Annotated in this window: 21 protein-coding genes; 11 read left to right on the forward strand and 10 right to left on the reverse strand. The window is 67.3% G+C overall.

Features of this window, described 5'->3' with window-relative positions; all coding sequences use genetic code 11:
* Positions 1-198 precede the first annotated feature (198 nt).
* From N0B71_RS24585 to N0B71_RS24620, 8 genes are all read left to right on the forward strand, one after another.
* Positions 199-1,119, forward strand: coding sequence for an ABC transporter substrate-binding protein (locus tag N0B71_RS24585; protein ID WP_259755508.1), 921 nt, complete (start codon positions 199-201; stop codon positions 1,117-1,119).
* The gene (locus tag N0B71_RS24590; protein ID WP_259755509.1) at positions 1,116-2,261 is read left to right on the forward strand and encodes a phosphotransferase enzyme family protein; all 1,146 of its coding nucleotides are present in this window, start codon (positions 1,116-1,118) and stop codon (positions 2,259-2,261) included. Before N0B71_RS24585 ends, N0B71_RS24590 begins: the two co-directional genes overlap by 4 nt.
* A gap of 1 nt (position 2,262) precedes the next feature.
* Positions 2,263-3,138 carry a sulfurtransferase gene (locus tag N0B71_RS24595; protein ID WP_259755510.1) on the forward strand — a complete coding sequence of 292 codons (876 nt, stop codon included), beginning with the start codon at positions 2,263-2,265 and terminating at the stop codon, positions 3,136-3,138.
* 112 nt (positions 3,139-3,250) lie between these two features.
* Positions 3,251-5,422, forward strand: coding sequence for a TonB-dependent siderophore receptor (locus N0B71_RS24600; protein ID WP_259755511.1), 2,172 nt, complete (start codon positions 3,251-3,253; stop codon positions 5,420-5,422).
* Between the two features lie 11 nt (positions 5,423-5,433).
* A complete protein-coding gene (gene pnuC, locus N0B71_RS24605; protein WP_243807697.1) occupies positions 5,434-6,021 on the forward strand; it encodes a nicotinamide riboside transporter PnuC in 588 nt (195 codons plus the stop codon).
* An 8-nt stretch (positions 6,022-6,029) separates the two neighbouring features.
* Positions 6,030-6,767, forward strand: coding sequence for a UTRA domain-containing protein (locus N0B71_RS24610; protein WP_259755512.1), 738 nt, complete (start codon positions 6,030-6,032; stop codon positions 6,765-6,767).
* Between the two features lie 114 nt (positions 6,768-6,881).
* Positions 6,882-7,043, forward strand: coding sequence for a hypothetical protein (locus tag N0B71_RS24615; RefSeq protein WP_017519129.1), 162 nt, complete (start codon positions 6,882-6,884; stop codon positions 7,041-7,043).
* 3 nt (positions 7,044-7,046) lie between these two features.
* Positions 7,047-7,676 (forward strand): helix-turn-helix domain-containing protein, encoded by a 630-nt coding sequence (locus tag N0B71_RS24620; RefSeq protein ID WP_259755513.1) that lies wholly within the window; start codon positions 7,047-7,049, stop codon positions 7,674-7,676.
* 80 nt (positions 7,677-7,756) lie between these two features.
* On the opposite strand, the gene N0B71_RS24625 is transcribed toward N0B71_RS24620, so the two are convergent.
* The gene (locus N0B71_RS24625) at positions 7,757-8,272 is read right to left on the reverse strand and encodes a hypothetical protein (protein ID WP_259755514.1); all 516 of its coding nucleotides are present in this window, start codon (positions 8,270-8,272) and stop codon (positions 7,757-7,759) included.
* A gap of 436 nt (positions 8,273-8,708) precedes the next feature.
* Here N0B71_RS24625 and N0B71_RS24630 point away from each other — a divergent pair, with 436 nt between their 5' ends.
* Both N0B71_RS24630 and speE read left to right on the forward strand, forming a co-directional pair.
* Entirely contained in the window at positions 8,709-9,167 is a 459-nt protein-coding gene (locus N0B71_RS24630; RefSeq protein WP_259755515.1) for a DUF3574 domain-containing protein, read from the forward strand.
* Entirely contained in the window at positions 9,167-10,027 is an 861-nt protein-coding gene (gene speE, locus N0B71_RS24635; RefSeq protein WP_259755516.1) for a polyamine aminopropyltransferase, read from the forward strand. Before N0B71_RS24630 ends, speE begins: the two co-directional genes overlap by 1 nt.
* Here speE and N0B71_RS24640 read toward each other — a convergent pair.
* The 7 genes from N0B71_RS24640 to N0B71_RS24670 form a co-directional block, all read right to left on the reverse strand.
* The gene (locus N0B71_RS24640) at positions 10,012-10,464 is read right to left on the reverse strand and encodes a DUF3574 domain-containing protein (RefSeq protein WP_259755518.1); all 453 of its coding nucleotides are present in this window, start codon (positions 10,462-10,464) and stop codon (positions 10,012-10,014) included. The two genes, speE and N0B71_RS24640, sit on opposite strands and share 16 nt — an antisense overlap.
* Positions 10,464-11,840 carry an APC family permease gene (locus N0B71_RS24645; RefSeq protein ID WP_259755519.1) on the reverse strand — a complete coding sequence of 459 codons (1,377 nt, stop codon included), beginning with the start codon at positions 11,838-11,840 and terminating at the stop codon, positions 10,464-10,466. Before N0B71_RS24645 ends, N0B71_RS24640 begins: the two co-directional genes overlap by 1 nt.
* Positions 11,841-11,897: 57 nt before the next feature.
* The gene (locus N0B71_RS24650) at positions 11,898-14,279 is read right to left on the reverse strand and encodes a TonB-dependent receptor plug domain-containing protein (RefSeq protein ID WP_259755520.1); all 2,382 of its coding nucleotides are present in this window, start codon (positions 14,277-14,279) and stop codon (positions 11,898-11,900) included.
* A gap of 373 nt (positions 14,280-14,652) precedes the next feature.
* Positions 14,653-15,345: a sulfite oxidase-like oxidoreductase gene (locus N0B71_RS24655; protein WP_259755521.1), complete on the reverse strand. Its 693-nt coding sequence runs from the start codon at positions 15,343-15,345 to the stop codon at positions 14,653-14,655.
* 10 nt (positions 15,346-15,355) lie between these two features.
* A complete protein-coding gene (locus N0B71_RS24660; RefSeq protein ID WP_259755522.1) occupies positions 15,356-16,411 on the reverse strand; it encodes a substrate-binding domain-containing protein in 1,056 nt (351 codons plus the stop codon).
* A gap of 26 nt (positions 16,412-16,437) precedes the next feature.
* Positions 16,438-17,460, reverse strand: coding sequence for an ABC transporter permease (locus N0B71_RS24665; RefSeq protein WP_259755523.1), 1,023 nt, complete (start codon positions 17,458-17,460; stop codon positions 16,438-16,440).
* Between the two features lie 14 nt (positions 17,461-17,474).
* Positions 17,475-19,007: a sugar ABC transporter ATP-binding protein gene (locus N0B71_RS24670; RefSeq protein WP_259755524.1), complete on the reverse strand. Its 1,533-nt coding sequence runs from the start codon at positions 19,005-19,007 to the stop codon at positions 17,475-17,477.
* A gap of 251 nt (positions 19,008-19,258) precedes the next feature.
* On the opposite strand from N0B71_RS24670, the gene yghU reads away from it, so the two are divergent.
* On the forward strand, positions 19,259-20,095 hold the full coding sequence (gene yghU, locus N0B71_RS24675) for a glutathione-dependent disulfide-bond oxidoreductase (RefSeq protein WP_259755525.1): 837 nt from the start codon (positions 19,259-19,261) through the stop codon (positions 20,093-20,095).
* 181 nt (positions 20,096-20,276) lie between these two features.
* Here yghU and ycaC read toward each other — a convergent pair whose 3' ends face one another.
* Together ycaC and N0B71_RS24685 are read right to left on the reverse strand one after the other, a co-directional pair.
* Positions 20,277-20,906: an isochorismate family cysteine hydrolase YcaC gene (ycaC, locus tag N0B71_RS24680; RefSeq protein ID WP_024767455.1), complete on the reverse strand. Its 630-nt coding sequence runs from the start codon at positions 20,904-20,906 to the stop codon at positions 20,277-20,279.
* 180 nt (positions 20,907-21,086) lie between these two features.
* Positions 21,087-21,497 (reverse strand): helix-turn-helix domain-containing protein, encoded by a 411-nt coding sequence (locus N0B71_RS24685; RefSeq protein ID WP_259755526.1) that lies wholly within the window; start codon positions 21,495-21,497, stop codon positions 21,087-21,089.
* Between the last annotated feature and the right edge of the window lie 394 nt (positions 21,498-21,891).

Genomic DNA, 21,891 nt, shown 5'->3' on the forward strand with positions numbered 1-21,891 from the left:
CCAGCGCCATCCAGCGCGCTAAATACCGAAATCGCATGGACTCATAACCGCTCCCCATTCACCCTCGGGAGGAGCCGGCCTTCTATTCCTTCCAGTTATAAAAACCAGTTAAATTCATATTGGTATATACCAAATACTCTCCCCTTCAATACGCTCCATCGCAGTTGCCGGCCGTTGGCCGTTTCGGAGAAAGGTTTCATGTTTGCCTTGCGGGTCATGCTCGAATACTTCCACCCCTGGCCCAATTCGGCCGGTTTCTACCTCGCCCGTGAACGCGGCTGGTACCGCGATGCGGGGCTGGACGTGGAACTGGTGGTGCACGACCCCTACCACGGCGACACCCTGGACCACCTGGCACGCGGCGCCGCTGCGTTTGGCGTATTCCCCAGCAACCGCCTGCTGGTGCGCCGCGAGCTGGGCCAGCCGCTGATCGGCGTGGCGGCGATCAACCATCGCGGCCTGGAGTCGATCCAGACCCTCACCGACAGCGGCATTCGCCGCCCCCGTGATCTGCAGGGCAAACGCCTGGCGCTCAACCCCACCCCGCGTGGCCTGGCCATGGTGCGCCACCTGGTGTCCCGCGATGGTGGCGACCCCGACGCGGTCGAGCTGGTCGATGCGGGCTTCCGCGAGCTGCGCCCCGAGGACCTGGCCGCCGGCCTCGCCGACGCCAGCTTCGGCGGCTACTGGGCCTGGGAGGCGCTGCTGCCCAGCCCCATCGCCGAGGAACGCCGCGTGGTCCTGCCGGTGGACGAGATCGGCGCACCGCCCTATCACAGCTACCTGCTGGGCGCCCGCGAGGATTGGCTCGATGCCAACGCGGACGTCGCCCGACGCTTCCTCGCCGTCACCGCGCGGGGATTCCTCGCCGCCGCGGCGGAGCCGGAAGCCGCGTTGCCCGTCTACGAACGCACCATTCCGTACTTCCCCCACGAGATGCTGGCAAAATCCCTGCGGCGCATCGCGCCCAGCTGGCTGCACGAAGGCCGCTGGGGCGAACAGCGCGAGGAACTGCTGCAGCCCTACGCCCAGTGGCTGCATGACTATGGTGTGCTGCGCGACCCGGAAATCTGGCGCGGCGCCACCAGCAATGCCTGGCAAGTGGAGACCCCAGCATGACGAAACGCCTGAGCCACGGCATGGGCCTGGAACCGGTGGAGCCCGACTGGCCGGCCCTGACCGAGGCGGAAGTGGCCACCCTGCTGGCGGGCTTCCCCCAGGTGGGCGGCGAGGCACGCCTGCTCTGGCACAGCCCGCGCCCGTTCTCCGCCGCCGCGCTGGTGGCGACCGACAGCGGCCCGCTGTTCGTCAAGCGCCACCACCCCAGCGTGCGCACGGCGGCCTGGCTGGCGGAAGAACACGCCTTCCTCGATCACCTGGCCCGCCGCGGCGCCCCGGTGGCCCGCGTGCTGCGCGATGGCGCCGGCCGCAGCGCCATCGCCCGCGACGGCTGGACCTACGAGGTACACGAGAAGGCCGAGGGGCTGGACCTGTACCGCGACGCGCTGTCCTGGACGCCGTTCCAGCACAACGCCCACGCCTTCGCCGCCGGCGCCGCGCTGGCCACACTGCACCGCGCCGCCGAAGGCTTCGATGCCCCCTCGCGCAGCGCAGGTGTGCTGCTGAGCAACCTGAACCTGTTCGGCGCGGCGGACCCGCTGGCCGCCATCGAGGCGACCTTCCCCCAGGCGCCCGCCCTCGCCGACTACCTGCAGGCGCGCCCATGGAAGCAGACCCTGGCCGAGCTGCACCTGCCGCTGCAACGCACGCTGCTGCCCTACCTGCAGCGCCAGCCGTCGCTCTGGACCCACAACGACTGGCACGCCTCCAACCTGCTGTGGAGCGAAGACGGCCCGCAGGCGCAGGTGGCTGCGGTGCTCGACTTCGGCCTGAGCGACCGCAGCTTCGCGCTGTTCGACCTGGCCACCGCCATCGAACGCAACCTGGTGCCCTGGCTGGAACTGGACCAGGGCCGCAGCGCCGTGGCCGATCTCGATGCCCTGGACGCGCTGCTGGCCGGTTACGCCAGCGTGCGCCCGCTGGGCCGCGACGACCTGCTCGCACTGGCCGCACTGCTGCCGCTGGTGCATGCGGATTTCGCCCTGTCCGAGGTCATCTACTTCCACGGCATCCTCGGCCAGGCCGACAGCGCCTCGCTGGCCTACGACAACTACCTGATCGGCCACACGCGCTGGTTCCTGGACAGCGAAGGCCAGCGTCTGCTGAATCATGTGCGCCAGTTGGCCGCGAAGGTGGCTTGATATGACCGACATCCTGATCAGCCCCGAAGAACTCGCCACCACGCTGGACGACCCGCGACTGCGCCTGCTGGACGCCAGCGTCGAACTGGCCGCGCCCGAGTTCGACGGCGACTACCGCGTCACCAGCGGCCACGCCGGTTGGCTCGCCGGGCACATTCGCGGTGCGCGCCATGCCGACCTGCTGGTCGACCTGGCGGCTAGCGGGGCGACCTTCAGCTTCGCCCTGCCGGACGCGGAGCAGGCGCTGGATGCCCTGCAAGCGCTGGGGATCGAGGATGGCTCACAGATCGTGATCTACGACGGCAGCGACGGTTTCTGGGCCGCGCGCCTGTGGTGGATGCTGCGCAGCCTGGGCCTCGACGCAAGGGTGCTCGACGGCGGGCTGCGCGCCTGGATCGCCGCGGGCCACCCGCTGGAGCGCGCGGACCTGCCCGCGGCGCGACGCGGCGCACTGTCGACCCCGGCACAGTACCGCGACGGCTTCTGGATCGACCGCCGGCACGTCGAGAACGTCGTGGCCGGTGCCGCGGCCGGCACGCTCGTCTGCGCCCTGTCCGCGGCCCTCTTCGATGGCAGCGCCATTACCCGTTATGCCCGCCGCGGGCACATCCCCGGCAGCCGCAACCTGCCGGCACGCACACTGTTCGACGACGACGGCCGCTACCGCCGCGGTGCAGCCCTGGACCAGGCCCTCGCCGGGCTGCGTCAGGCCGAGCCGCCCTTGCTGCTGTACTGCGGCGGCGGTATCTCCGCTGCCGCTCTTGCCCTGGCACTGACGCTGGCCGGGGAAACGCGGGTCGCGATCTACGACGGCTCGCTGCAGGAGTGGGCCGCAGAGCCTGCCCTGCCATTGACCACCGGAGCAGCTCCGGCCTGACAGCCCGCCCGCGGGCAATCACGTCTCACATCCACGGCCATCCGTTTCGCGCGGGAGGGGCTTTGCCCCGTGCATTCCCGGCGCACGCCCCGGCGATTTTCAGGAGCGTTCCATGCAGTACCTGCCGCGCCCCGCGCGCACGCGATTTCCCCTCAGCCTGCTGACCCTGGCCGTGCTGCTGGCCAGCGGCCCCGGCCAGGCCGAGGAAGCCACCACCCTGGACACCGTCACGGTGATCGGCCATGACACGCAGAGCTACGCCAGCAACCGCGCCTCGGTCGGCGGCTTCGGCGAGGCGCCGCTGCTGGACACGCCCGCCGCCATCTCGGTGTTCAACCAGGCGCTGCTCAAGGACCAGCAGGCGCGCCTGCTCAGCGACGTGCTGAAGAACGACGCCTCCACCGGCGAGGCCTATGCGCCGGTGGGCTACTACGAGAACTTCGAGATCCGCGGTTATTCGCTCAACGCCGCCAGCAGCTACAAGATCAACGGCCGCACCATCACCGGCGAGCAGAACGTGGCGCTGGAGAACAAGGAACAGGTCGAGGTGCTCAAGGGGCTGTCCGGCCTGCAGAGCGGCGTGTCCGAACCCGGCGGGGTGATCAACTACGTCACCAAGCGCCCCCAGGACGTGCGCTCGGTGACCCTCGGCACCGACGACGAGGGCGGCCGCTACCTGGCCACCGACGTCGGCGCCTGGCTGGACGGCGAGCAGACCGTGGGCGTGCGGGTGAACCTCGCCCACGAGGACCTGCGCTCCTACATCGACCACACTGACGGCAAGCGCGACTTCGCTTCCCTGGCCCTGGACTGGAACCTCTCGCCCAATGCGCTCTGGCAGTTCGACGCCGAATACCAGAACCGCCGCCAGCCCTCGGCGCCGGGCTACCAGCTGCTCGGCGGCAGCGAACTGCCCCACGGCATCGACCCGCACGACCGCCTCGGCTACCAGAGCTGGGCCGACCCGGTGCGCATCGAATCGCTGAACCTCAACACGCGCTTCGAGTACCGCTTCGACGATGCCTGGACCGGCACCCTCAGCGCCTCGCGCAGCAAGGTGGTGATCGACGACTACAGCGCCTTCCCCTGGGGCTGCTATGGCGCCGCCAGCTGTGCCGACTCGGCCGTGCCGAACTACTTCAGTCCCGAGGGCGACTACGACCTCTACGACTTCCGCAGCCCCGATGACACCCGCCGCAACGACGAACTGGAAGCCGCGCTGCACGGCCAGTTCGCCACCGGCTGGCTGCGCCACGAGCTGACGGTCGGCACCTCGGCGTTCCGCCGCGTGCTGGACAGCCGCCCGGAGCTCAACGAGTGGGTCGGCACCGGCAACATCTACACCGGCATCGGCGCCGTGGCGCCCGCCGAGGGCGAGCCCGGCCACAGCTATCGCCACCTCGACAGCCGCCAGTACGGCCTGTTCGCCAGCGACCGCATCAGCCTGAACGAGCAATGGCAGCTGGTGCTCGGCGGCCGCCAGGTGCGCCTGGACGAACGCACCTTCGACAGCGATGGCGACACCACCCGCCATACCCGCCGCTCGGAGTTCCTGCCCAACGGCGCGCTGATCTTCAAGCCGCGCGAGGACATCTCGATCTACGGCAGCTACAGCAAGGGCCTGTCCCTGGGCGGCGAGGCGCCCTGGTTCGCCAGCAACGCCGGCGATACCCTGGCGCCCACCTCCTCGCGCCAGGTCGAGTTCGGCATCAAGCAGGAGCTGGCCGGCTTCGACTGGAGCGCGGCGCTGTTCCAGATCCACCAGGCCTACCAGTTCGCCCGCCCCAACGGCGACGGCACCTTCACCTACGTGCAGCAGGGCCAGCAGAAGAACAGCGGGCTGGAGTTGTCCGCCAGTGGCCGGGTAACCTCCGCGCTGCAACTGAGCGGCAGCGTCGCGGCCATCCGCTCGCGCGTCGTCAACAGCGGCACGGACGACTACGAGGGCCACCAGGCGATCAACGTTCCGCACCTGCGCGCGAGCCTGCAGGCCGACTACGCACTGGCCGACGTGCCGGGGCTCTCGCTGCTCGGCACGGTGCGCTACAGCGGGGCCAAGTACGCCGACCGCGACGGCGCGGTGGAGGTCGGCGGCTACACCGTGTATGACGCCGGCGCGCGCTTCAGCACGCGGCTCGGGGACTACCCGACCACGCTGCGGCTGAGCGTCGACAACCTGTTCGACAAGCGCTACTGGCGCGATGTCGGTGAATATTTCGGCGACGGCTACCTGTTCCAGGGTGCGCCGCGCACGGCTCGCCTGACGGCGAGCGTCAACTTCTGAGGTAAGTGCGAATGTCTGCTCTGGAAATCGTCGCGGTGATCGTCAATGTGCTCGGCGTCTGGCTCACCGCCCGGCGCATCCGCTGGTGCTGGCCGGTGAACGTGGTGGCGGTGCTGCTGTACGCCTGGATCTTCTTCAGCGTGAAGCTGTATTCCGACATGCTCCTGCAACTGGTCTTCGTCGTGCTGCAGTTCTACGGCTGGTGGCAATGGAGCCAGGGCGGCAGCGACCACGGCAAGGTGCGCGTCGAACGCCTGCCGCTGGCCACCGCCCTCTCCAGCTGCCTGGCCGGCGCCGTCGGCGCACTCGCCCTGGGCTGGGCGATGCACACCCATACCGACGCCGCCCTGCCCTGGCTGGACGCGGCGCTGACCGCCTTCAGCCTGGTGGCGAGCTTCTGGGCCGCGCGCAAGTACGTCGCCAGCTGGTGGCTGTGGATCATCCTCGACGTCGTCTACACCGGGGTGTTCCTCTACAAGGCGCTGTACCTCACCGCCGGGCTCTACGCCGGCTTCGTGGTACTGGCGATCTACGGCCTGCTGGCCTGGCAGCGCGAACTGCATGACGAACCGCCGGCTCTCGCCGCCGGCCATTCCTGAGGGTCGCCATGCTCTACCAGGCCATCCCGCCGCACTACGCGCGCATCCGCGACCAACTGGCCGCGGACATCGCCCAGAGGCGCTTCCTCGCCGGACAGAAGCTGCCGCCCGAGCGCGACCTCGCCGAGCGCTTCGACTGCACCCGCGTCACCCTGCGCCAGGCCCTGCAACAGCTGGAAACCGAGGGGCTGATCTACCGCGAGAACCGCCGCGGCTGGTACCTCAGCCCGCCGCGTATCGACTATGACCCGACGCGTCTGGTCAGCTTCATGGACTACGTGCGCCTGCAGGGCCGCGAGCCGCTCACCGAATGCCTGAGCGCCGAGCGCCGCCGGGCCGGTGCCTGGCTCGCGGCGCGGATGAACCTGCCGTCCCCGGACGAGCCGGTCTTCCGTCTGCACCGCCGGCGCCTGATCGACGGCCGCCCGGTGCTGGTGGAAATCAACACCCTGCTCGCCAGCTGGTGCCCGGACCTGCTCGATGCGCGCCTGGATCGCTCGCTGACCACCGTGCTGCGCGAACGCTTCGGCAAGGTGCAGACGCGCTGCACGCTGAACCTGCGCCTGGGCACGGTGAACGACGACCACGCCGAGCTGCTGCAACTCGCCTCCGGCGCGAGCAACCTCGTGCTGGAACGGCTCAACTACGCCGAGGATGGATTGCTGGTGGAATTCGACCAGGAATTCTGGCGGCCGGACGCGGTGTCCGTGGCCGTGCAGGCGGACTTCCCGTCACGGCCGTTATAGCTGAATAAGTAATTACCAAATGCTAATTCAGTATTTCTGGTTCTAACAGGATCGCAGCTAAGGTAGCTCCAACTTCACCGCAACCGGCTTGTCTGCAAGCCTTCTGGAGCCGCCATGGACCGCACCGACAACATCATCGACCTCGCCCGCCACCGCACGCGCCGTCAGGCACGCCGCCAGGCCGAGCTGATGTGGATGCTGTATGCCCAGCGCGCCGGCTACGATGCCTTCCAGATCGTCCAGCAGAGCCGCGACAGCGGCCGCCGCGAGGCCTGAGCCATGGGCCTGTCGCTTTCCACGGAGCTGCCGGCCGTGGAGTTCGACACGACTCCCGGCACTCCCGAAGACCCCATCGGCGAGCGCGTGGCCAGCAACCTGCTGCGCCTGCGCGCCAAGCGCAACCTGTCCCTCGACGGCCTCGCCCGCCTCTGCGGCGTGAGCCGCACCATGCTCGCGCAGATCGAGTCCGGCCGCAGCGTGCCGTCGATCAAGGTGCTCTGCAAGATCGCCCAGGGCCTGAAGGTCTCGGTCGCCGCCTTCCTCGACGACCGCGCCTTCGACGGCGTGGCGGTGCTGCCTGCCCGCGACAGCAAACGCCTGGTCAGCGGCGATGGCGCCTTCGTCAGCCGCGCGCTGTTCCCCTTCGACGTCTCGCGCCAGGTGGAATTCTACGAACTGCGCCTGAAGGGCCTGGCCACCGAACAGTCCACCGGCCACGCGCCCGGCACCCAGGAAAACCTGGTAGTCGCCCAGGGCGTGCTGGAAATCAGCGTCAACGAAGAACGCTTCCTCCTCGGCACCGGCGACTCCATCCTGTTCTACGCCGACCAGCCGCACAGCTACCGCAACCCGGCGGACAGCGAAGCGGTGGCGTACCTGGTGACGACGTACGCGGAGCGGTTGGACTGAGTCGAACGCCGCAAGAAAACTGACATGAAAAAGGCCCGGTGGGGTAACCCACCGGGCCTTTTGTGTTCAGCGCGCCGCGATCAGCAGGTGCAGCACATCATCGGCATGCCGTTGCAGCTCATCATCATCGGCATGCCGCACTCCATCATCTTGTTCATCAGCATGCAGCAGTTCTTGAACATCTCCATGTTCATGCCCTGCATCGGCATCATCTTGCACATCATCATGTCGCCCTGCATGGAGCATTCCATCATGCACTTCATGGTCGGCATACCCATGTTCATGCCCATCATCGGCATCTGCATCATCGGGTTCATCATGCCCATCATCGGCATCATGGCCATGGCGGACTGGGACATGCCCATCATCATCATGTTGCCGCAGTGCATCATCATCGGCATGCCGCAGTTCATCATCATCGCCATCATCTCGGCGCTGTTGCGGAACATGGCCATTTCCATGCCCATGGCCGGCTTCATCTTGCACATCATGCCGTCGTCGAGCATCTCGCATTCCATGGTCGCCATCATCATGGGCATGCCCATCATCGGCATCATGGCGTTGGTGTTCATCGGCATCTGCATGGCGTTCATCATGGTGGGGCTCCCTGAATCGATTGGAATGAAGTGCTGCGAATGGGGCCGATTCTAGGAAGTCGCAGCGACGGGACAAGATGGCGGAGGAGCGGCGACTTCTGGCGCCTCCCCTCGCAACTTTCGCTCAATGACGAGTTCGCTGTCCGCCATCCTTTCCTTAATGACGTTACAGCGCCGAAACGATCATCGCCAAAGTCGTTAACGACACTATGGATATCTCATCCGATGCTTAGCAAAGAACCGTTGTGAATATTGAATCTAACCAGTTCGCAAAAACTTTCATTCCGCCCGGGAACCACGCCCTAGAGCGGCCGGATGCGACCGCACACCGAATAGAAACGGGCATATGAGAATGCGTTTTTAATATTTAAGGAAATAACAAAGCCCCTTCTATAGTGGCGATCTGGTTCAACTCTCATCACCGCAAGGAAGTCCCATGCTCCGCCATCTGCTCGCCGCCAGCCTCGCCCTGGCGCTGTTCGGCTGCGCCACCCCGCCCGCTCCGTCCGTCCATACCACCGATCCCAGCAGTTCGACCCTCCAGGGCGACCCCACCCGGCCGGCGCAGGCGCAATGGCTGCGCACCGAGCTGTATTTCGCGCTGGGCCAGGAGAACGGCAAGGACAGGATCAGCGAGCAACGCTGGCGGCAGTTCCTCGATCAGGAAGTGACGCCGCGTTTCCCGGACGGCTTCACCGCCTACGACGCCTACGGCCAGTGGCGCGACCACGGCGCACCGACGCCGGAGCGGCTGAGCACCAAGGTGATCGTGATCCTGCACGAAGACAGCGCGGCGCGCGGCAAGGACATCGAGGCGATCCGCCTGGCGTGGAAGCGCATCACCGGCGACCTTTCCGTGCTGCGGCTGTCGCAACCGGCGCAGGTTTCGTTCTGATGTTCCGCGAGTCGCTGCATGACGGTTACGCGCAGGCGCTGACCGTCGACGAGCCGATCTACCAGGGCCACACCGGCCAGCAGGAAGTACAGGTATTCCGCAACCGCCGATTCGGCCGCGTGCTGACGCTGGACGGCGTGGTGCAGACCACCGAGGCCGACGAGTTCGTCTACCACGAGATGCTCGCCCATGTGCCGATCCTCGCCCATGGCGCGGTGCGCCGCGTGCTGGTGATCGGCGTGGGCGACGGTGGCATCCTGCGGGAAATCGTCCGCCATGCCGGCATCGAGGAGATCGTCGCGGTGGAGATCGACCCGCAGGTGGTCGCGCTGTGCCGCGACCTGCTGCCGCTGCACTCGGCCGGCGCGCTGGACGACCCACGCCTCACGCTGATCTACGCCGATGGCCTGGAGTACCTGGCGCAGAGCCGCGAGACCTTCGACCTGATCCTCTGCGATTCCACCGACCCGGGCGGCCCGGCGGCCAGCCTGTTCAGCGACGCCTTCTACCGCAATTGCCAACAGCGCCTGGGCACCGGCGGTATCCTCGCCACGCAGAACGGCGTGCCCTTCCTCCAGCCGGAGGAACTGGGCGGCACGGCGCGGCGGCTGGCGGACAACTTCGCCGACTGGGGCTTCTTCCATGCCGCGGTGCCGACCTACATCGGTGGCAGCATGGCCTTCGGCTGGGCCTCCAACAGCGAGAAAGTGCGGCGCACCGATCTGGATACGCTGCGCCAGCGCTTCGCGAAAAGCGCCCTGGTGACCCGTTACTACACGCCCGAGGTGCACCAGGCCGCGTTCGCCCTGCCGCGCTACATGCTCGACCTGATCGAGGCGGGGCTTCAGCGCGACAGCTGAGGGTTATCCAGGCGCTGCGGCGTCCAGTCCGGGTCGCGGGCGCGAACCGGGCTGCTGACCTGCAGCACTGCTGTGCCGAAGCGTTTCTTGAAGTCCGCGCCGATCTGCGCCAGCGCCTGGCGGGTGTAGGGGTTGTCGGCGTGGATGAGGATGAGCAGGCGCGACGGCAGCTTCTCCGGCCCGCCGCTGGGCCCGCGCCACTGGCCATGCAGGTCGAGCCAGCTGAGGCCATCGGGGAAGCGCGGCGTCACCTCGCGGGCAAGGAAGTCCTCCCACTGCGACAGTTCCACCGCCTCCAGGTACAACTCGGTACGCAGCATGCGCCGGCTGCCGGCTTCACCGCTGGCACTGGCCGCCTCCTCGTTCAGCCACAGCGCGACCAGGGCCGCCAGCAACACGGCCACGGCGCCGTTGCGCCAGAGCGTTTTCGCGCGCATCAGGCGCCCTCCTCCGTCCAGCCTTCGACAGGCACCGCCCGCGGTCGCAGAATCAGCTGCAGCACGGCGCCGAGCGCCAGCACCGCCACGCCCAGCAGCGCGCCCCAACCCACATAGGCGACGCTGGAATACAGCATGTACAGGCACACCGCGAGGAAGCCCAGCGGCAGCCATGGGTAGAGCGGCACGCGGATCGGCCGGGGCACGTCCGGGTGGCGGCGGCGCAGGACGATCAGCGCCATGCTGCTCAGGCTGAGGAACAGCCAGTACACCGGGGTCATGTATTCGACCATGGTGTTGAAGCCGTGGCCGCTCCAGCCGCCGACCGCGATCAGCAGCAGCGCCACCACGCCTTCGGCCAGCAACGCGGCGCGCGGCACGCCGTGGCGCACGTCCCAGCGGCCGAGCACGCCGAGGGCGGGAACGTCGCGCGCGGCAGCAAAGGTGGTGCGACTGCCGACGATCAGCGTGGAGTTGATGCTGGCGACGGCGGACACCACCACCACCGCCATGATCAGGCCGATGCCCGGTGCGCCAAAGGCCAACCCCAGCAGCTCCAGCGCCGGCGCGCCGCTGGCGGCCAGGCCGTCGAAGCCCAGGCCGCGGATGAAGGCCCAGTTCAGCGCCAGGTAGATCAGTAGCAAGGCGGTCAGCGCACCGAGCATGGCGGTGAAGATGCCCCGGCGGTTGTCACGCAGCTCCGCCGACAGGGTCGCGGCATCGCTCCAGCCGCCGAAGGCGAGGAACACGTAGATCAGCGCGGCGGAGAAACCGGCGACGCCCACCTGCTCCGGCTCCACCGGCGCCACGGGGAGCGGCACGAAGCCGCGCCACTCCAGCCACAGCCCGGCACCGACGATGCCGAGGAAACCGGTGGCCACCAGGGCGACCAGGCCGGCCTGGGTGCCGAGGCTGACCCGCCAGCCGATCAGGTTGAGCGCCACCAGTGCGGCGACCAGCGCGCCCGCCAGCAGCACGTTGCCGAGCTGGCCGAGGCCAAGCAGGGCGCTGAAATGGTCGGCGAAGAGGAAGGCCATCAAGGCGATCCAGCCGGTGTGCAGGATGGCGAAGCGCGACCAGGCAAAGAGGAAGCCCACCCGCTGGCCATAGGCACGTTCGAGGAAGTGGTAGTCGCCGCCGGGATGGGCGAAGGCCGAGGCCATCTCCACGTAGCACAGCGCACCGACCATGGACAGCAGGCCGCCAAGCACCCACACCCCGTAGAAGTATTCCTGCCCGACGTTGAGCGCCACGGTGGGCGCGGTTTTCAGGATGTCACTGGTGATCACCATGCCCAGCGTCAGCAGCAGCGCGTGGACCGCGCCCAGGTGCCGGCGCGGGCCGGCCGGCTTGTCAGCGGCGAAGTTGTCAGCCATGAGTCGGCTCCGCAAAGGTAGCCGGGCCGCCGTGCGGCCCGGTTGCAACGACAGCGATCAGAACGAATAGCTCGCGCGGGCGTAGTAGTAGGCACCGTTGGAGCCGATCGGCGAGAGCACGTCGTACGGCAGGTTGCCGCCGTAGTTGATCTCGGAGCTGGAGCGTTCCGGATAGTTGTCGGTGAGGTTGTTGCCGCCCACCGCCAGGCTGAACTGCGGGGTGAACTTGTAGGCCACCTCGGCATCCAGCTGCCACACCGCGCCGTAGGTCTGCTCCGGGTGGTAGCCATCGCCGAAGTCGAACACGCGGGTGGTCTCGCCCTGCCGGGTCAGGCGGCCGAGCAGGTTCCACTGCGCATCGCTCCAGGTGGTGGTGAGGATGAAGCGATCCTTGGGCGCGGCGTCGGTTAGGGTGTTGCGCTCTTCCACGCCCACCAGCGCGTCTTCGCCAATGCCCAGGTCGGAGAGCTGCTGCGGAGTGCCCTTGGTGCTGCGCACCTTGGTGTGGTTGTAGGTGTACGCGGTGGTCACGCCCAGTTGCCCGCCGACGAAGGGCTGGTGGTAGTTGAGCACCAGCTCGGCGCCGTCGGTGCGGGTGTCGGCGGCGTTGGTGAAGAAGTTCACGTCATGCACGCCGGCCACGCCGAAGTTGTCCTGGATGAACTGCTCCATGGCGTCGCTGCCGATGCGCTGGGACAGGGTGATGCGGTCGTCGACGTCGATGCGGAACACGTCGAAGGACAGGTCGAAGCGATCGTTCAGTTGCGCGGTCAGGCCCAGGCTGAAGTTCTTCGCGGTTTCCGGGTCGAGCTTCTCGGCGCCCAGCGCGCGGGCGATCGGGTCGTTCACCGAGAGCACGCGAATGTCGGTAAGCGTGCCGCCGTCGCCGAAGTTGCTGGTGGTGTTCTGGAAGCCCACCTGGGCCAGCGACGGCGCGCGGAAGTTGGTGGACGCCGCGCCGCGCAACGCCAGCACCGGGGTCAGCTGGTAGCGTCCGCTGAGCTTGCCGGTGAGCTTGCTGCCGGCATCGTCGTAGCGCTCCCAGCGCGCGGCAGCATCGACGAAGAACTGGTCGGTGAGGTCGCCCGAGAGGTCCACGTAGGTGCCGAAGACGTTGCGGTCGATGTCCACCTCTTCGCTCGGCCGCAGGCCGCTGGCGCCATCCGCGCCGACGCCGTAGTACGACGCCGGGTCGCCGGCGGTGGTGATGTAGTTCTCGTAGCGGTATTCGCCCCCCAGGGCCAGGACGAAGGGCCGCCCGGCCAGGCTCAGCTCGCGGCTGAGGTCGAGGTTGGCGACGCTCTGGCGCAGCTCGTAGTCGCCGGTGTCGAAGCGGGTCGGCGTGTCGTCGCCCAGGGACGGGTTGAGGGTGCGCCGGGTGGAGGATTCGAAGCGGTTGCGACCGTGGGTGACGCTGGCGTCGTAGTCCCAGGTGTCGGCGATCAGGCCCTTGTAGCCAAGGGTGGCGGAGAGGTCGGTGTTGTCGCCCAGGGATTGCGGCAGGTAGCCGTTGGGGTAGATCTCCGGGTGCTCGTCCGGGTAGCGGTAGAACTCCGCGCCGGTGGTGTGACGCTCGTTGTACAGGCCGAAGGAGTAAAGCTTGCCGCCGCCCAGGGCGAGGTCGCCGTTGAACCAGGCGTTAACGTCGCGGGCCAGACCATCGCCCATCACGTAGTTGCGCTGCCCGGGGGTATCGGCGAAGCCGTCGTAGCCGGCGCGGTTGGTCGGCTCGCGGTTGATGAACTCGGCGCCGCCGCGGATGAAGCCATCCTCGCCCAGGCGCGTACCGGCCTTGGCGGCAGTATAGGAGTTCTGCCCGTCGGTGGTGGTCTTGTCGATGGCGTCCTGGTGGGTGTGGTAGGCGCCGTAGCTGGTGGTCACTTCGCCGCCTTCCGGGGCGTCGTCGAGGATGATGTTGATCACCCCGGCGATGGCGTCGGAGCCGTACTGCGCGCCGGCGCCGTCGCGCAGCACTTCGATGCGCTTGATGGCGCTGATGGGGATCGAGTTGAAGTCCACCGGGGCGGTGCCGCGGCCGATCTTCGAGGAGTCGTTGACCAGCGCGGAGGTGTGCTGGCGCTTGCCGTTGATCAGCACCAGCACCTGGTCCGGGCTCATGCCGCGCAGCTGCGCGGCGCGCACATGGTCGGCGCCGCCGGAGTTGGACTGGCGCGGGAAGTTGAAGGACGGCAGCAGCGTCGCCAGGGCCTGGCCCAGTTCGCCGCCGACGGCGCCGGTGGACTTGAGGTCGTCGGCGGTGAGCACGTCCACCGGCACCGGCGAATCCAGCAGCGTGCGGTTGTTGCCGCGGGTGCCGGTGACCAGCACGGTCTCCAGCTTGGTGGTGGCTTCGGGGGCCGACGAACTGTCGTCGGCGTGCGCGGCGGACTGGGCGATGGCAGCGGCCACCGCAACGGCAATGAGGGAACGGGATAACACGCGACGTACTCCTGTCTCGCTTAAAGAGCGCCACTCGCCGTTGGCGGCGAGTCCGGAACTCCGCTGATGGTTTCTTCTGATGGGCTCGAGCGGTTGGTGTCGGAAGTCCGGAAACCGCGAGCGACTGTTCCCCTCAGGCGGGTGAAAACAGTGCTCGGGAAAGCGCTCCAGGTGTCGGGGCCGGTCTCTCTTCGTGATGAGCGAAAAGGCGCGGCGTCTCGGTATCGCCGGTCATCCTTGACCAGATGGGGAAGGCGTCATCCTAGCTAGTGGCAGAATGCTTTTAAACGAATAAAAAATGCTTTGGTTATAACCGGTTACCAGTGTTTCCAGCGCAACAGTGGCTACTGTTTCTGCAGCAACAGCGCGGCGTTCAATCGAACGCCTTGCGGGTCCATTCGTCCTCGGGGATAGCCAGCGCCTCGCCGGAAAAACGCTCCTCGCGGAACGGGTCCGCCTCATTGTGGAAGCCGTTACGCTCCCAGAATCCCGGGCGGTCGCTGTCGCTGAACTGCAACTCGCGCAGCCATTTCGCGCTCTTCCAGAAGTAGCGCCCGGCCACCACCAGCCGCAACGGCCAGCCATGCACCGGGGTCAGCGGCGCGCCGGCATAGTGCGTGGCGAGCAGGCTGTCCGGGCGCAGCAGGTCCGGCAGCGGCAGGTTGGTCTCGTAGTCGTGGTCGGCGTAGGCCATGACGAACTGCCCGGCCGGCGCCACGCCGTAGTGCGCGAACAGGTCGGCCAGGTGCACGCCGCGCCAGGCGGTGTCGAACTTGGACCAGCGCGTGACGCAATGGATATCGCAGACCAGCTCGCGCTGCGGCAGCGCCAGCAGGTCGTCCAGGCTCAGCTCCAGCGCCTGCGCCGGCTCTTGCGACAACAGCCCGGAGAGGCGCAGGCGCCACGTCGCGCGGTCGTATTGCGGGACCTCGCCTTCATGGAGGATCGGGAAGCGCTCGGTCAGCACCTGCCCCGGCGGCAGGCGCTCGCCATGACGCGGGTCGCCGGCCGGCGAGCGGGCCTTCTTCAGGCGCCGGGCTTTGTCGTGCGTGCTGTTCGCGGCCATTGCAGCGTCCTCAGTTGGCCAGCGGGATCCACGGTGCCTGCGCCACCTTCTGCGCCTCGCCGAAGGCCGGCACCTTGCGCGCCAGGTCGCGGACGTTCTTCACGTCCAGGTCCAGCAGTTGCTGGCGGGTAATCAACGTCGGCGGCACCAGCACCTGCTCGCCCGGATTCTCCCCGGCGATGCGCAGCGCCAGGCTGCGCACGCTGATGGCGCCCGCCACTTCCGGGTTGACCGCGGCGGTGGCGCTCCAGGCGCTGCCCTCCTCCTTCATGATCTGGATGTCGGCGGTGGAAATATCGGCGCTGTAGATCTTCACCTGCTTGCCCCGCCCGGCTTCGTCCACGGCGATCTTCACGCCCTTGGCGAACTCGTCGAAGGGCGCGAAGAACACGGTGATGCCTGGGTTGGCGCGCAGCACGGCACTGGCCTGGTCGGCCACCGAGTTGGCGATCGGCGCATTGAGCGTGCCGAAGCGCGCCTTCTCGACGATGCCGGGGTTCTCGGCCTTCACCTGGCGCCAGATTTCATCGCGGCGCTCCATGGGCGTGAAGCCGTCGATGTACACGTAGCCGGCCTCGAAGGCGGTGCCGTTGTCCTGCAGCACCTGCTTGAGCGCCAGGCGCGCCAGCTCGCGGTGATCCTGCTCGACGCGGGTGATGCGCGGGTCGTTCACGTCGACGTCGAAGGTAACCACCTTGATACCCTTGGCCAGCGCCTTGTCGATGGAGTCCTTGAGGGTCTCGGCGAGGCCGAGCTGGACGATGATGCCATCCACGCCCAGGTCGATGGCCTGCTCCAGCATCTCGCGCTGGGTGGCCGCCTGTTGCCGGGCGTCGAACACGCGCAGCTTCACATCCAGGGCGTTGGCCTGTTTCTCGACGCCGCGCAGGTAGGCCTCGGGGAAGTCGCCGGAGAACAGGTAGCCGACCAGGGCGATCTGCACGCCGCCCTTGTCGAAGGGTGCGGGGGCGCCGGGCAGCCCGGCGGCTACGGCGCTGGCGGCGCCGGACAGCAACAGGCCGGCGGCGAACAGCGCGCGCAGGGATTTGGCGGGGGTGAATGTCATCCGTTGAATCTCCGAAAAAGTAGTGATCAGCGCCCGCGCCGGGCCAGACCGAAGGTGAACATCAGGGCAGAGACCAGCACCGCGCCCTTGACGAAATCCTGGGCGTAGTACGGCGCGTTGAGCATGGTCAGGCCGTTGAGCAGGGTCGCCACCAGCACCGCGCCGACCAGGGTGCCGAAGGCGTTGGGCTTCTGCGCACCGAGCACCGCGAAGCCGATCAGCGCGGCGCCGAGGGCATCGAGCACCAGACCGTTGCCGGAGCTCACGTCGCCGCGCCCCAGGCGCGCCGCCAGCAGTAACCCGCCCAACGAAGCGAGCAGCGCCGAGAGCACGTAGGCCAGCAGCTTGTAGCGCTCCACCGCCGCACCGGCCAGGCGCGCAGCCTGCTCGTTGCCGCCGATGGCATAGAACAGCCGCCCCGGCCGCGTGCGCTCGAGGAACAGCCAGACCAGCAGCGCGCAGCCGAGCATGATGACCACGGGCACCGGGACGCGGTCCCACAGCTGGGCGCGGCCCAGGGCGAGGAACCAGCCGGCGAAAGCCCCCGGCGCTTCGTCGCCATTGGGCAGGGTCATGCCGACGGCGATGGAACGGCCACCGGTGGGAATGAGTTGCACGCCGACCACCAGGAACATGCTGCCCAGGGTGGCGAGGATGTCCGGCACGCGCATGCGCACGATCAGCCAGCCGTTGAGCAACCCGACCAGGGTGCCAAGGCCCAGGCTGATGAGGATCGCCGCCAGCGGCCCCCAGTCCAGCACCACCATGACGTAGCTGGCGGTCATCAGGCTCAGCGCGGCGACCGCGCCGATGGACAGGTCCAGCCCGCCCACGGCCATGCTCAGGGTCACGCCCAGGGCGAGCAGCGCGACGATGGACACCGATTGCAGCACCAGAAACAGGTTGCCGACCCGCAGGAAGGCCGGCTCCAGCAGGGCGAACACCAGCACCAGCAAGGCCAACAGCAACAGCAGCGCGTAGTGGATGAGGAAGTCGAGCAAGCGGGCGACGGGCGAGGTCGCCGGGCTGCCCACGGCAGTTCTAGACACGCACGGCTCCTTTTTCAGACATGCGAAGTTTCTTCGCGCGCGGGATGGGGCGGGGTGAGATGGGCGACGATCTCGCTGCGTTGCAGGTCGTGCCGGGGCAGTTCGGCAACCACCGCGCCATCGCGCACGACGAGGATGCGGTCGGCGATTTCCAGGGCTTCGTCCGGGTCGCTGCAGATCACCAGCGTGGCGCGGCCGGCGGCACTGGCACGGATGCGCTGGCCGATGTCGCGGCGGGCGCGCACGTCAACGCCCTGGAAGGGTTCGTCGAGGATCAGCACGCGGCCCTGCCCCAGCAGCCAGCGGGCGAGAATCACCTTCTGCTGGTTGCCGCCGGAAAGCAGTTCCAGCGGGGCTTCGATGCCGGGCCCCTTGATGCCGAGCGCGTCGATCTGCTCGGCAACCTGGGTTCGCTCGCGGCGGCGGTCGATGAAGCCGAAGCGGCTGAAGTGGCGCAGGAACGGCAACGTCATGCTGGCGCGCACCGAGAAGCCCGGCACCCGCGAGTTGCGCGCGCGGTCCTCGGCGGCAAAGAACACGCCGGCGGCAATCGCTTCGCGTGGCGTGCGGGGCAGCCAGTCGCGGCCATCGAGGCGGATCGAGCCGGCGTGGTGCCGGCGCAGGCCGAACAGCACCTCGGCGATCTCGCTCTTGCCGGCGCCAAGCAGGCCGGTCAACGCGACCACCTCGCCTGCGTGCAGGTCCAGGTCGAAGCTGGCGCTGTGTTCTTCAAGCTGCCAGTCGCGCAGGGACAGCACGCACACGCCGCGCTGCAGCGGCTGCAACTGCACCTCGTCCAGCGCGGCGCCGAGCATGGACTCCACGGCGGCGGAAAGATCCAGCGGCGCGGAAAACTCGCCCACCAGGCGGCCATCGCGCAGCACCAGCGCTCGGTCCGCCAGGCGCTGCAGGTCCGACAGCCGATGGGAGATGTAAAGGATCGCCACGCCACGCTCGCGCAGGCGGTCAACGAGATGGAACAGACGCTCCGCCTCGGCAGTCGACAACGATGCGGTGGGTTCGTCGAGAATCAGCAGGCGCGGATTCAGTGCGAGCGCGCGGGACAGGATCACCAGTTGCCGTTCGGCGGTACCGAGGGTTTCGATGGGAGCCTGCAGCGGCAACTGCAGCTCCAGGCCGGCAGCGATTTCAGCAGCGCGCTCGAGCGCTTCTCGCGGACGGAATAACAGCGAACCGGAGGCGCCGCAGAGTTCGTCCAGCAGGAGGTTTTCCGCGACGCTCAGCCCGGGCACCACGCCCTGCTCCACCTGCTGGTGCACCGCGACTATGCCATGGCGGCGGGCGTCCTGGGGCGAGGTGAAACGGACCTCCTCGCCATCGATGGACAAACGCCCGGTATCGTGGCCATGGGAGCCGGCGATGATCTTCACCAGCGTCGACTTCCCCGCACCGTTGGCGCCGAGCAGGGCAAGGACTTCGCCGGAACGAATCTCCAGGTCGAGATCAATCAGCACGCGGTTTTCGGCAAAGGACTTGCCGACGCCCTCGAGGCGGAAGAATGCGGTGGCGGCGGACTGGGCGGACATGGGGCTCTCGAAACGCGGCAGGTGCGAAAGCGCCGTATCAGAGCTTCGCCGTTGGACTGAGCGGCGATTCTTTTATAATCTCAAATCATGCATCAACTTATTTTTAATATCGTTTATGCATATGCTAACAACCGTCCGCTCATGGCACAGGCCACTGTCCGCCCAGCAACAGCCGCTGGGAAAACGGCTGACGCGGCGCCGGTCCGGCGGTTAGCATCCATGGCATTCAACCCACTAGGTGAGAACACGAGATGGCGAACGATACCTACACTCCACCCCGCGTCTGGACATGGGACAAGAGCAACGGCGGCGCCTTCGCCAGCATCAACCGCCCCATCGCCGGCCCGACCCACGACAAGCAGCTGCCGCGCGGCAAGCACCCGCTGCAACTGTATTCGCTGGCAACGCCCAACGGCGTGAAGGTCACCATCCTGCTCGAGGAACTGCTAGAGCTGGGTGTGAGCGCCGCCGAGTACGACGCCTGGCCGATCAGGATCAGCGACGGCGACCAGTTCGGCAGCGGCTTCGTCGAGATCAATCCGAACTCGAAGATCCCCGCCCTGCTGGACACCAGCGTCGAGCCTGCGCTGCGCATCTTCGAATCCGGCTCGATCCTGGTGTACATCGCGGAGAAGTTCGGCCACTTCCTGCCCAAGGACCTGGCCAAGCGCACCGAGACGCTGAACTGGCTGTTCTGGCAGATGGGCAGCGCGCCCTTCCTGGGCGGCGGCTTCGGCCATTTCTACGCCTACGCGCCGGAGAAGTACGAGTACCCGATCAACCGCTACGCCATGGAGGTCAAGCGCCAGCTCGACGTGCTCGACCGGCAATTGGCCGAGAACCGCTACATCGCCGGCGACGAATACAGCATCGCCGACATGGCGATCTGGTCCTGGTACGGCGCACTGCTGAACAACCAGGCCTATGAGGCGGCGGAGTTCCTCGACGTGGAGAGCTACACCCATGTCCGCCGCTGGACCGACGAAATCGGCGCTCGCCCGGCCGTACAGCGTGGCCGCCGGGTCAACCGTACCTGGGGCGACGACGCCTTGCCGGAACGGCACAGCGCGGAGGATTTCACCCGCTGATTGCCCCGCGCGACGTCGGCCCTGCCGACGGATCGCGGGCGCGGCCCGCTGCCTGCGTAGGAGCGGACTCCGTCCGCGATAGGCCAGGCGCTGCACGACGGGTTCGCGAGCAAGCTCGCTCCTACGAAAAGCAAAAAACCGGAGCCCCTTTCGAGGCTCCGGTTTTCATTTCGGCAGACGCTTATTTGCCAGCGGTCAGCGCGTTGTAGCTGGTGATCAGGTTGCGGTAGTCCGGGATGTGGTTGGAGCACAGCGCGGCCAGGCCTTCGATGTCGTTGCGCCAGTCGCGGTGCAGTTCACAGGCCACGCCGAACCAGGTCATCAGCTGCGCGCCGGCCGCTTCCATGCGGCGCCAGGCGGCGTCGCGGGTCATCTCGTTGAAGGTGCCAGAGGCATCCGCCACCACGAACACATCGAACCCTTCGGCCAGAGCCGCCAGCGCCGGGAACGCCACGCACACCTCGGTTACCACGCCAGCGATGATCAGTTGCTTCTTGCCGGTGGCCTTCACTGCCTTGACGAAGTCTTCGTTGTCCCAGGCGTTGATCTGGCCAGGGCGGGCAATGTACGGCGCGTCCGGGAACTGCGCTTTCAGCTCGGGCACCAGCGGGCCGTTGGGGCCGGTTTCGAAGCTGGTGGTGAGGATGGTCGGCAGGTTGAAGAACTTGGCCAGGTCGCCCAGGGCCAGCACGTTGTTCTTGAACTTGTCCGGATCGATGTCGCGCACCAGCGAGAGCAGGCCGGCCTGGTGGTCGACCAGCAGTACGGCGGCGTTGTCTTTGTCCAGGCGGTTGTAGGTGGCGTTGGTCATGGTGAAATCCTCGATTTGCTTTCAGTGGGTGCCGGCCGGGCCGGAAGGTTTGGACTCGTCGTGCAGTGCGTCACTGCATGGAACAAAGATTAATTTCGACACCCTTGCTCCACCAGACGGCAAAAATTGCCTCTAGCGTTCCATTTTCAGAACGATCACAACACGGTATGGCAGGAAGAACTATCCGGCGTGTCGCCAGGTGGATTCGCCTGTCTCGTCGAAGAAGCGTCGCTGCCAGCCCAGGGGGGTGATGCCCTCGATGCGGTAGAAGATCCGGCAGAAATGCGCCTGGTCGCAGAAGCCGCATTGCAGGCCGATCTCCGCCAGGGCGAAGGTCGACTCGCGCATCAGCTGCTTGGCCTTTTCCACCCGCTGGAGTCGCATCCAGGCCTGGGGCGAATGGCCGGTGGTGACCTTGAACTTTCGGGTGAAGTCGCTGCGCGACAGCGCGCAGGCCGCGGCCAGTTCGCTCACCGAGATGCCCGTATCCAGGTGCTTGAGCAGCAGGCCCTGGGCGCGCTCCTTCTGCCAGGGAGCCAGGTCGCGCTTGGGGGCCGCCCCTGGAATCTGGCCGATAAGTCTGTGCAGCATGCTCGTCCCTCCCCTGCGGTCTGCCGCCATTTTTCGTGGGTGCAGGTGTGCCGGCGAGTTAAAGCTGGTTAAACCGCATTAACCCGGCAGCGGGGAAAACACCGATCGGGCGACCACGAGCAGCACGTCCCCCGGCATACGCGGCGAAGCGATAACCCCTTGCGGAGAACCGCCACGCCTTGCCAGGCGTGGCTTGCAGCGCGAAGGCGCGGCGTCGGTCGGCAATGCCGCAGGGCCTTGGGCGTTAATCGTTATTAAGCTCGCCACCGACGCAGCCCCGCCAGGCGCAGGGTGGCCCAACACCGTGCCGTCGATTACCCTGATTCCTGTTCAATGACGACAAGCCAATCGACCAGAGAGTCGATGGACATGCCACCGGGGCTGTCACCCGGGC

It is taken from the genome of Pseudomonas sp. GCEP-101 (assembly GCF_025133575.1).
GTDB classification, from domain to species: Bacteria; Pseudomonadota; Gammaproteobacteria; order Pseudomonadales; family Pseudomonadaceae; genus Pseudomonas; species Pseudomonas nitroreducens_B.

Bases quoted from the DNA above. Each gene is read 5' to 3' on its own strand.
- N0B71_RS24585 (WP_259755508.1), top strand. From the start codon at position 199: ATGTTTGCCTTGCGGGTCATGCTCGAATACTTCCACCCCTGGCCCAAT.
- N0B71_RS24590 (WP_259755509.1), top strand. From the start codon at position 1,116: ATGACGAAACGCCTGAGCCACGGCATGGGCCTGGAACCGGTGGAGCCC.
- N0B71_RS24595 (WP_259755510.1), top strand. From the start codon at position 2,263: ATGACCGACATCCTGATCAGCCCCGAAGAACTCGCCACCACGCTGGAC.
- N0B71_RS24600 (WP_259755511.1), top strand. From the start codon at position 3,251: ATGCAGTACCTGCCGCGCCCCGCGCGCACGCGATTTCCCCTCAGCCTG.
- pnuC (WP_243807697.1), top strand. From the start codon at position 5,434: ATGTCTGCTCTGGAAATCGTCGCGGTGATCGTCAATGTGCTCGGCGTC.
- N0B71_RS24610 (WP_259755512.1), top strand. From the start codon at position 6,030: ATGCTCTACCAGGCCATCCCGCCGCACTACGCGCGCATCCGCGACCAA.
- N0B71_RS24615 (WP_017519129.1), top strand. From the start codon at position 6,882: ATGGACCGCACCGACAACATCATCGACCTCGCCCGCCACCGCACGCGC.
- N0B71_RS24620 (WP_259755513.1), top strand. From the start codon at position 7,047: ATGGGCCTGTCGCTTTCCACGGAGCTGCCGGCCGTGGAGTTCGACACG.
- N0B71_RS24625 (WP_259755514.1), bottom strand. From the start codon at position 8,272: ATGATGAACGCCATGCAGATGCCGATGAACACCAACGCCATGATGCCG.
- N0B71_RS24630 (WP_259755515.1), top strand. From the start codon at position 8,709: ATGCTCCGCCATCTGCTCGCCGCCAGCCTCGCCCTGGCGCTGTTCGGC.
- speE (WP_259755516.1), top strand. From the start codon at position 9,167: ATGTTCCGCGAGTCGCTGCATGACGGTTACGCGCAGGCGCTGACCGTC.
- N0B71_RS24640 (WP_259755518.1), bottom strand. From the start codon at position 10,464: ATGCGCGCGAAAACGCTCTGGCGCAACGGCGCCGTGGCCGTGTTGCTG.
- N0B71_RS24645 (WP_259755519.1), bottom strand. From the start codon at position 11,840: ATGGCTGACAACTTCGCCGCTGACAAGCCGGCCGGCCCGCGCCGGCAC.
- N0B71_RS24655 (WP_259755521.1), bottom strand. From the start codon at position 15,345: ATGGCCGCGAACAGCACGCACGACAAAGCCCGGCGCCTGAAGAAGGCC.
- N0B71_RS24660 (WP_259755522.1), bottom strand. From the start codon at position 16,411: ATGACATTCACCCCCGCCAAATCCCTGCGCGCGCTGTTCGCCGCCGGC.
- N0B71_RS24670 (WP_259755524.1), bottom strand. From the start codon at position 19,007: ATGTCCGCCCAGTCCGCCGCCACCGCATTCTTCCGCCTCGAGGGCGTC.
- yghU (WP_259755525.1), top strand. From the start codon at position 19,259: ATGGCGAACGATACCTACACTCCACCCCGCGTCTGGACATGGGACAAG.
- ycaC (WP_024767455.1), bottom strand. From the start codon at position 20,906: ATGACCAACGCCACCTACAACCGCCTGGACAAAGACAACGCCGCCGTA.
- N0B71_RS24685 (WP_259755526.1), bottom strand. From the start codon at position 21,497: ATGCTGCACAGACTTATCGGCCAGATTCCAGGGGCGGCCCCCAAGCGC.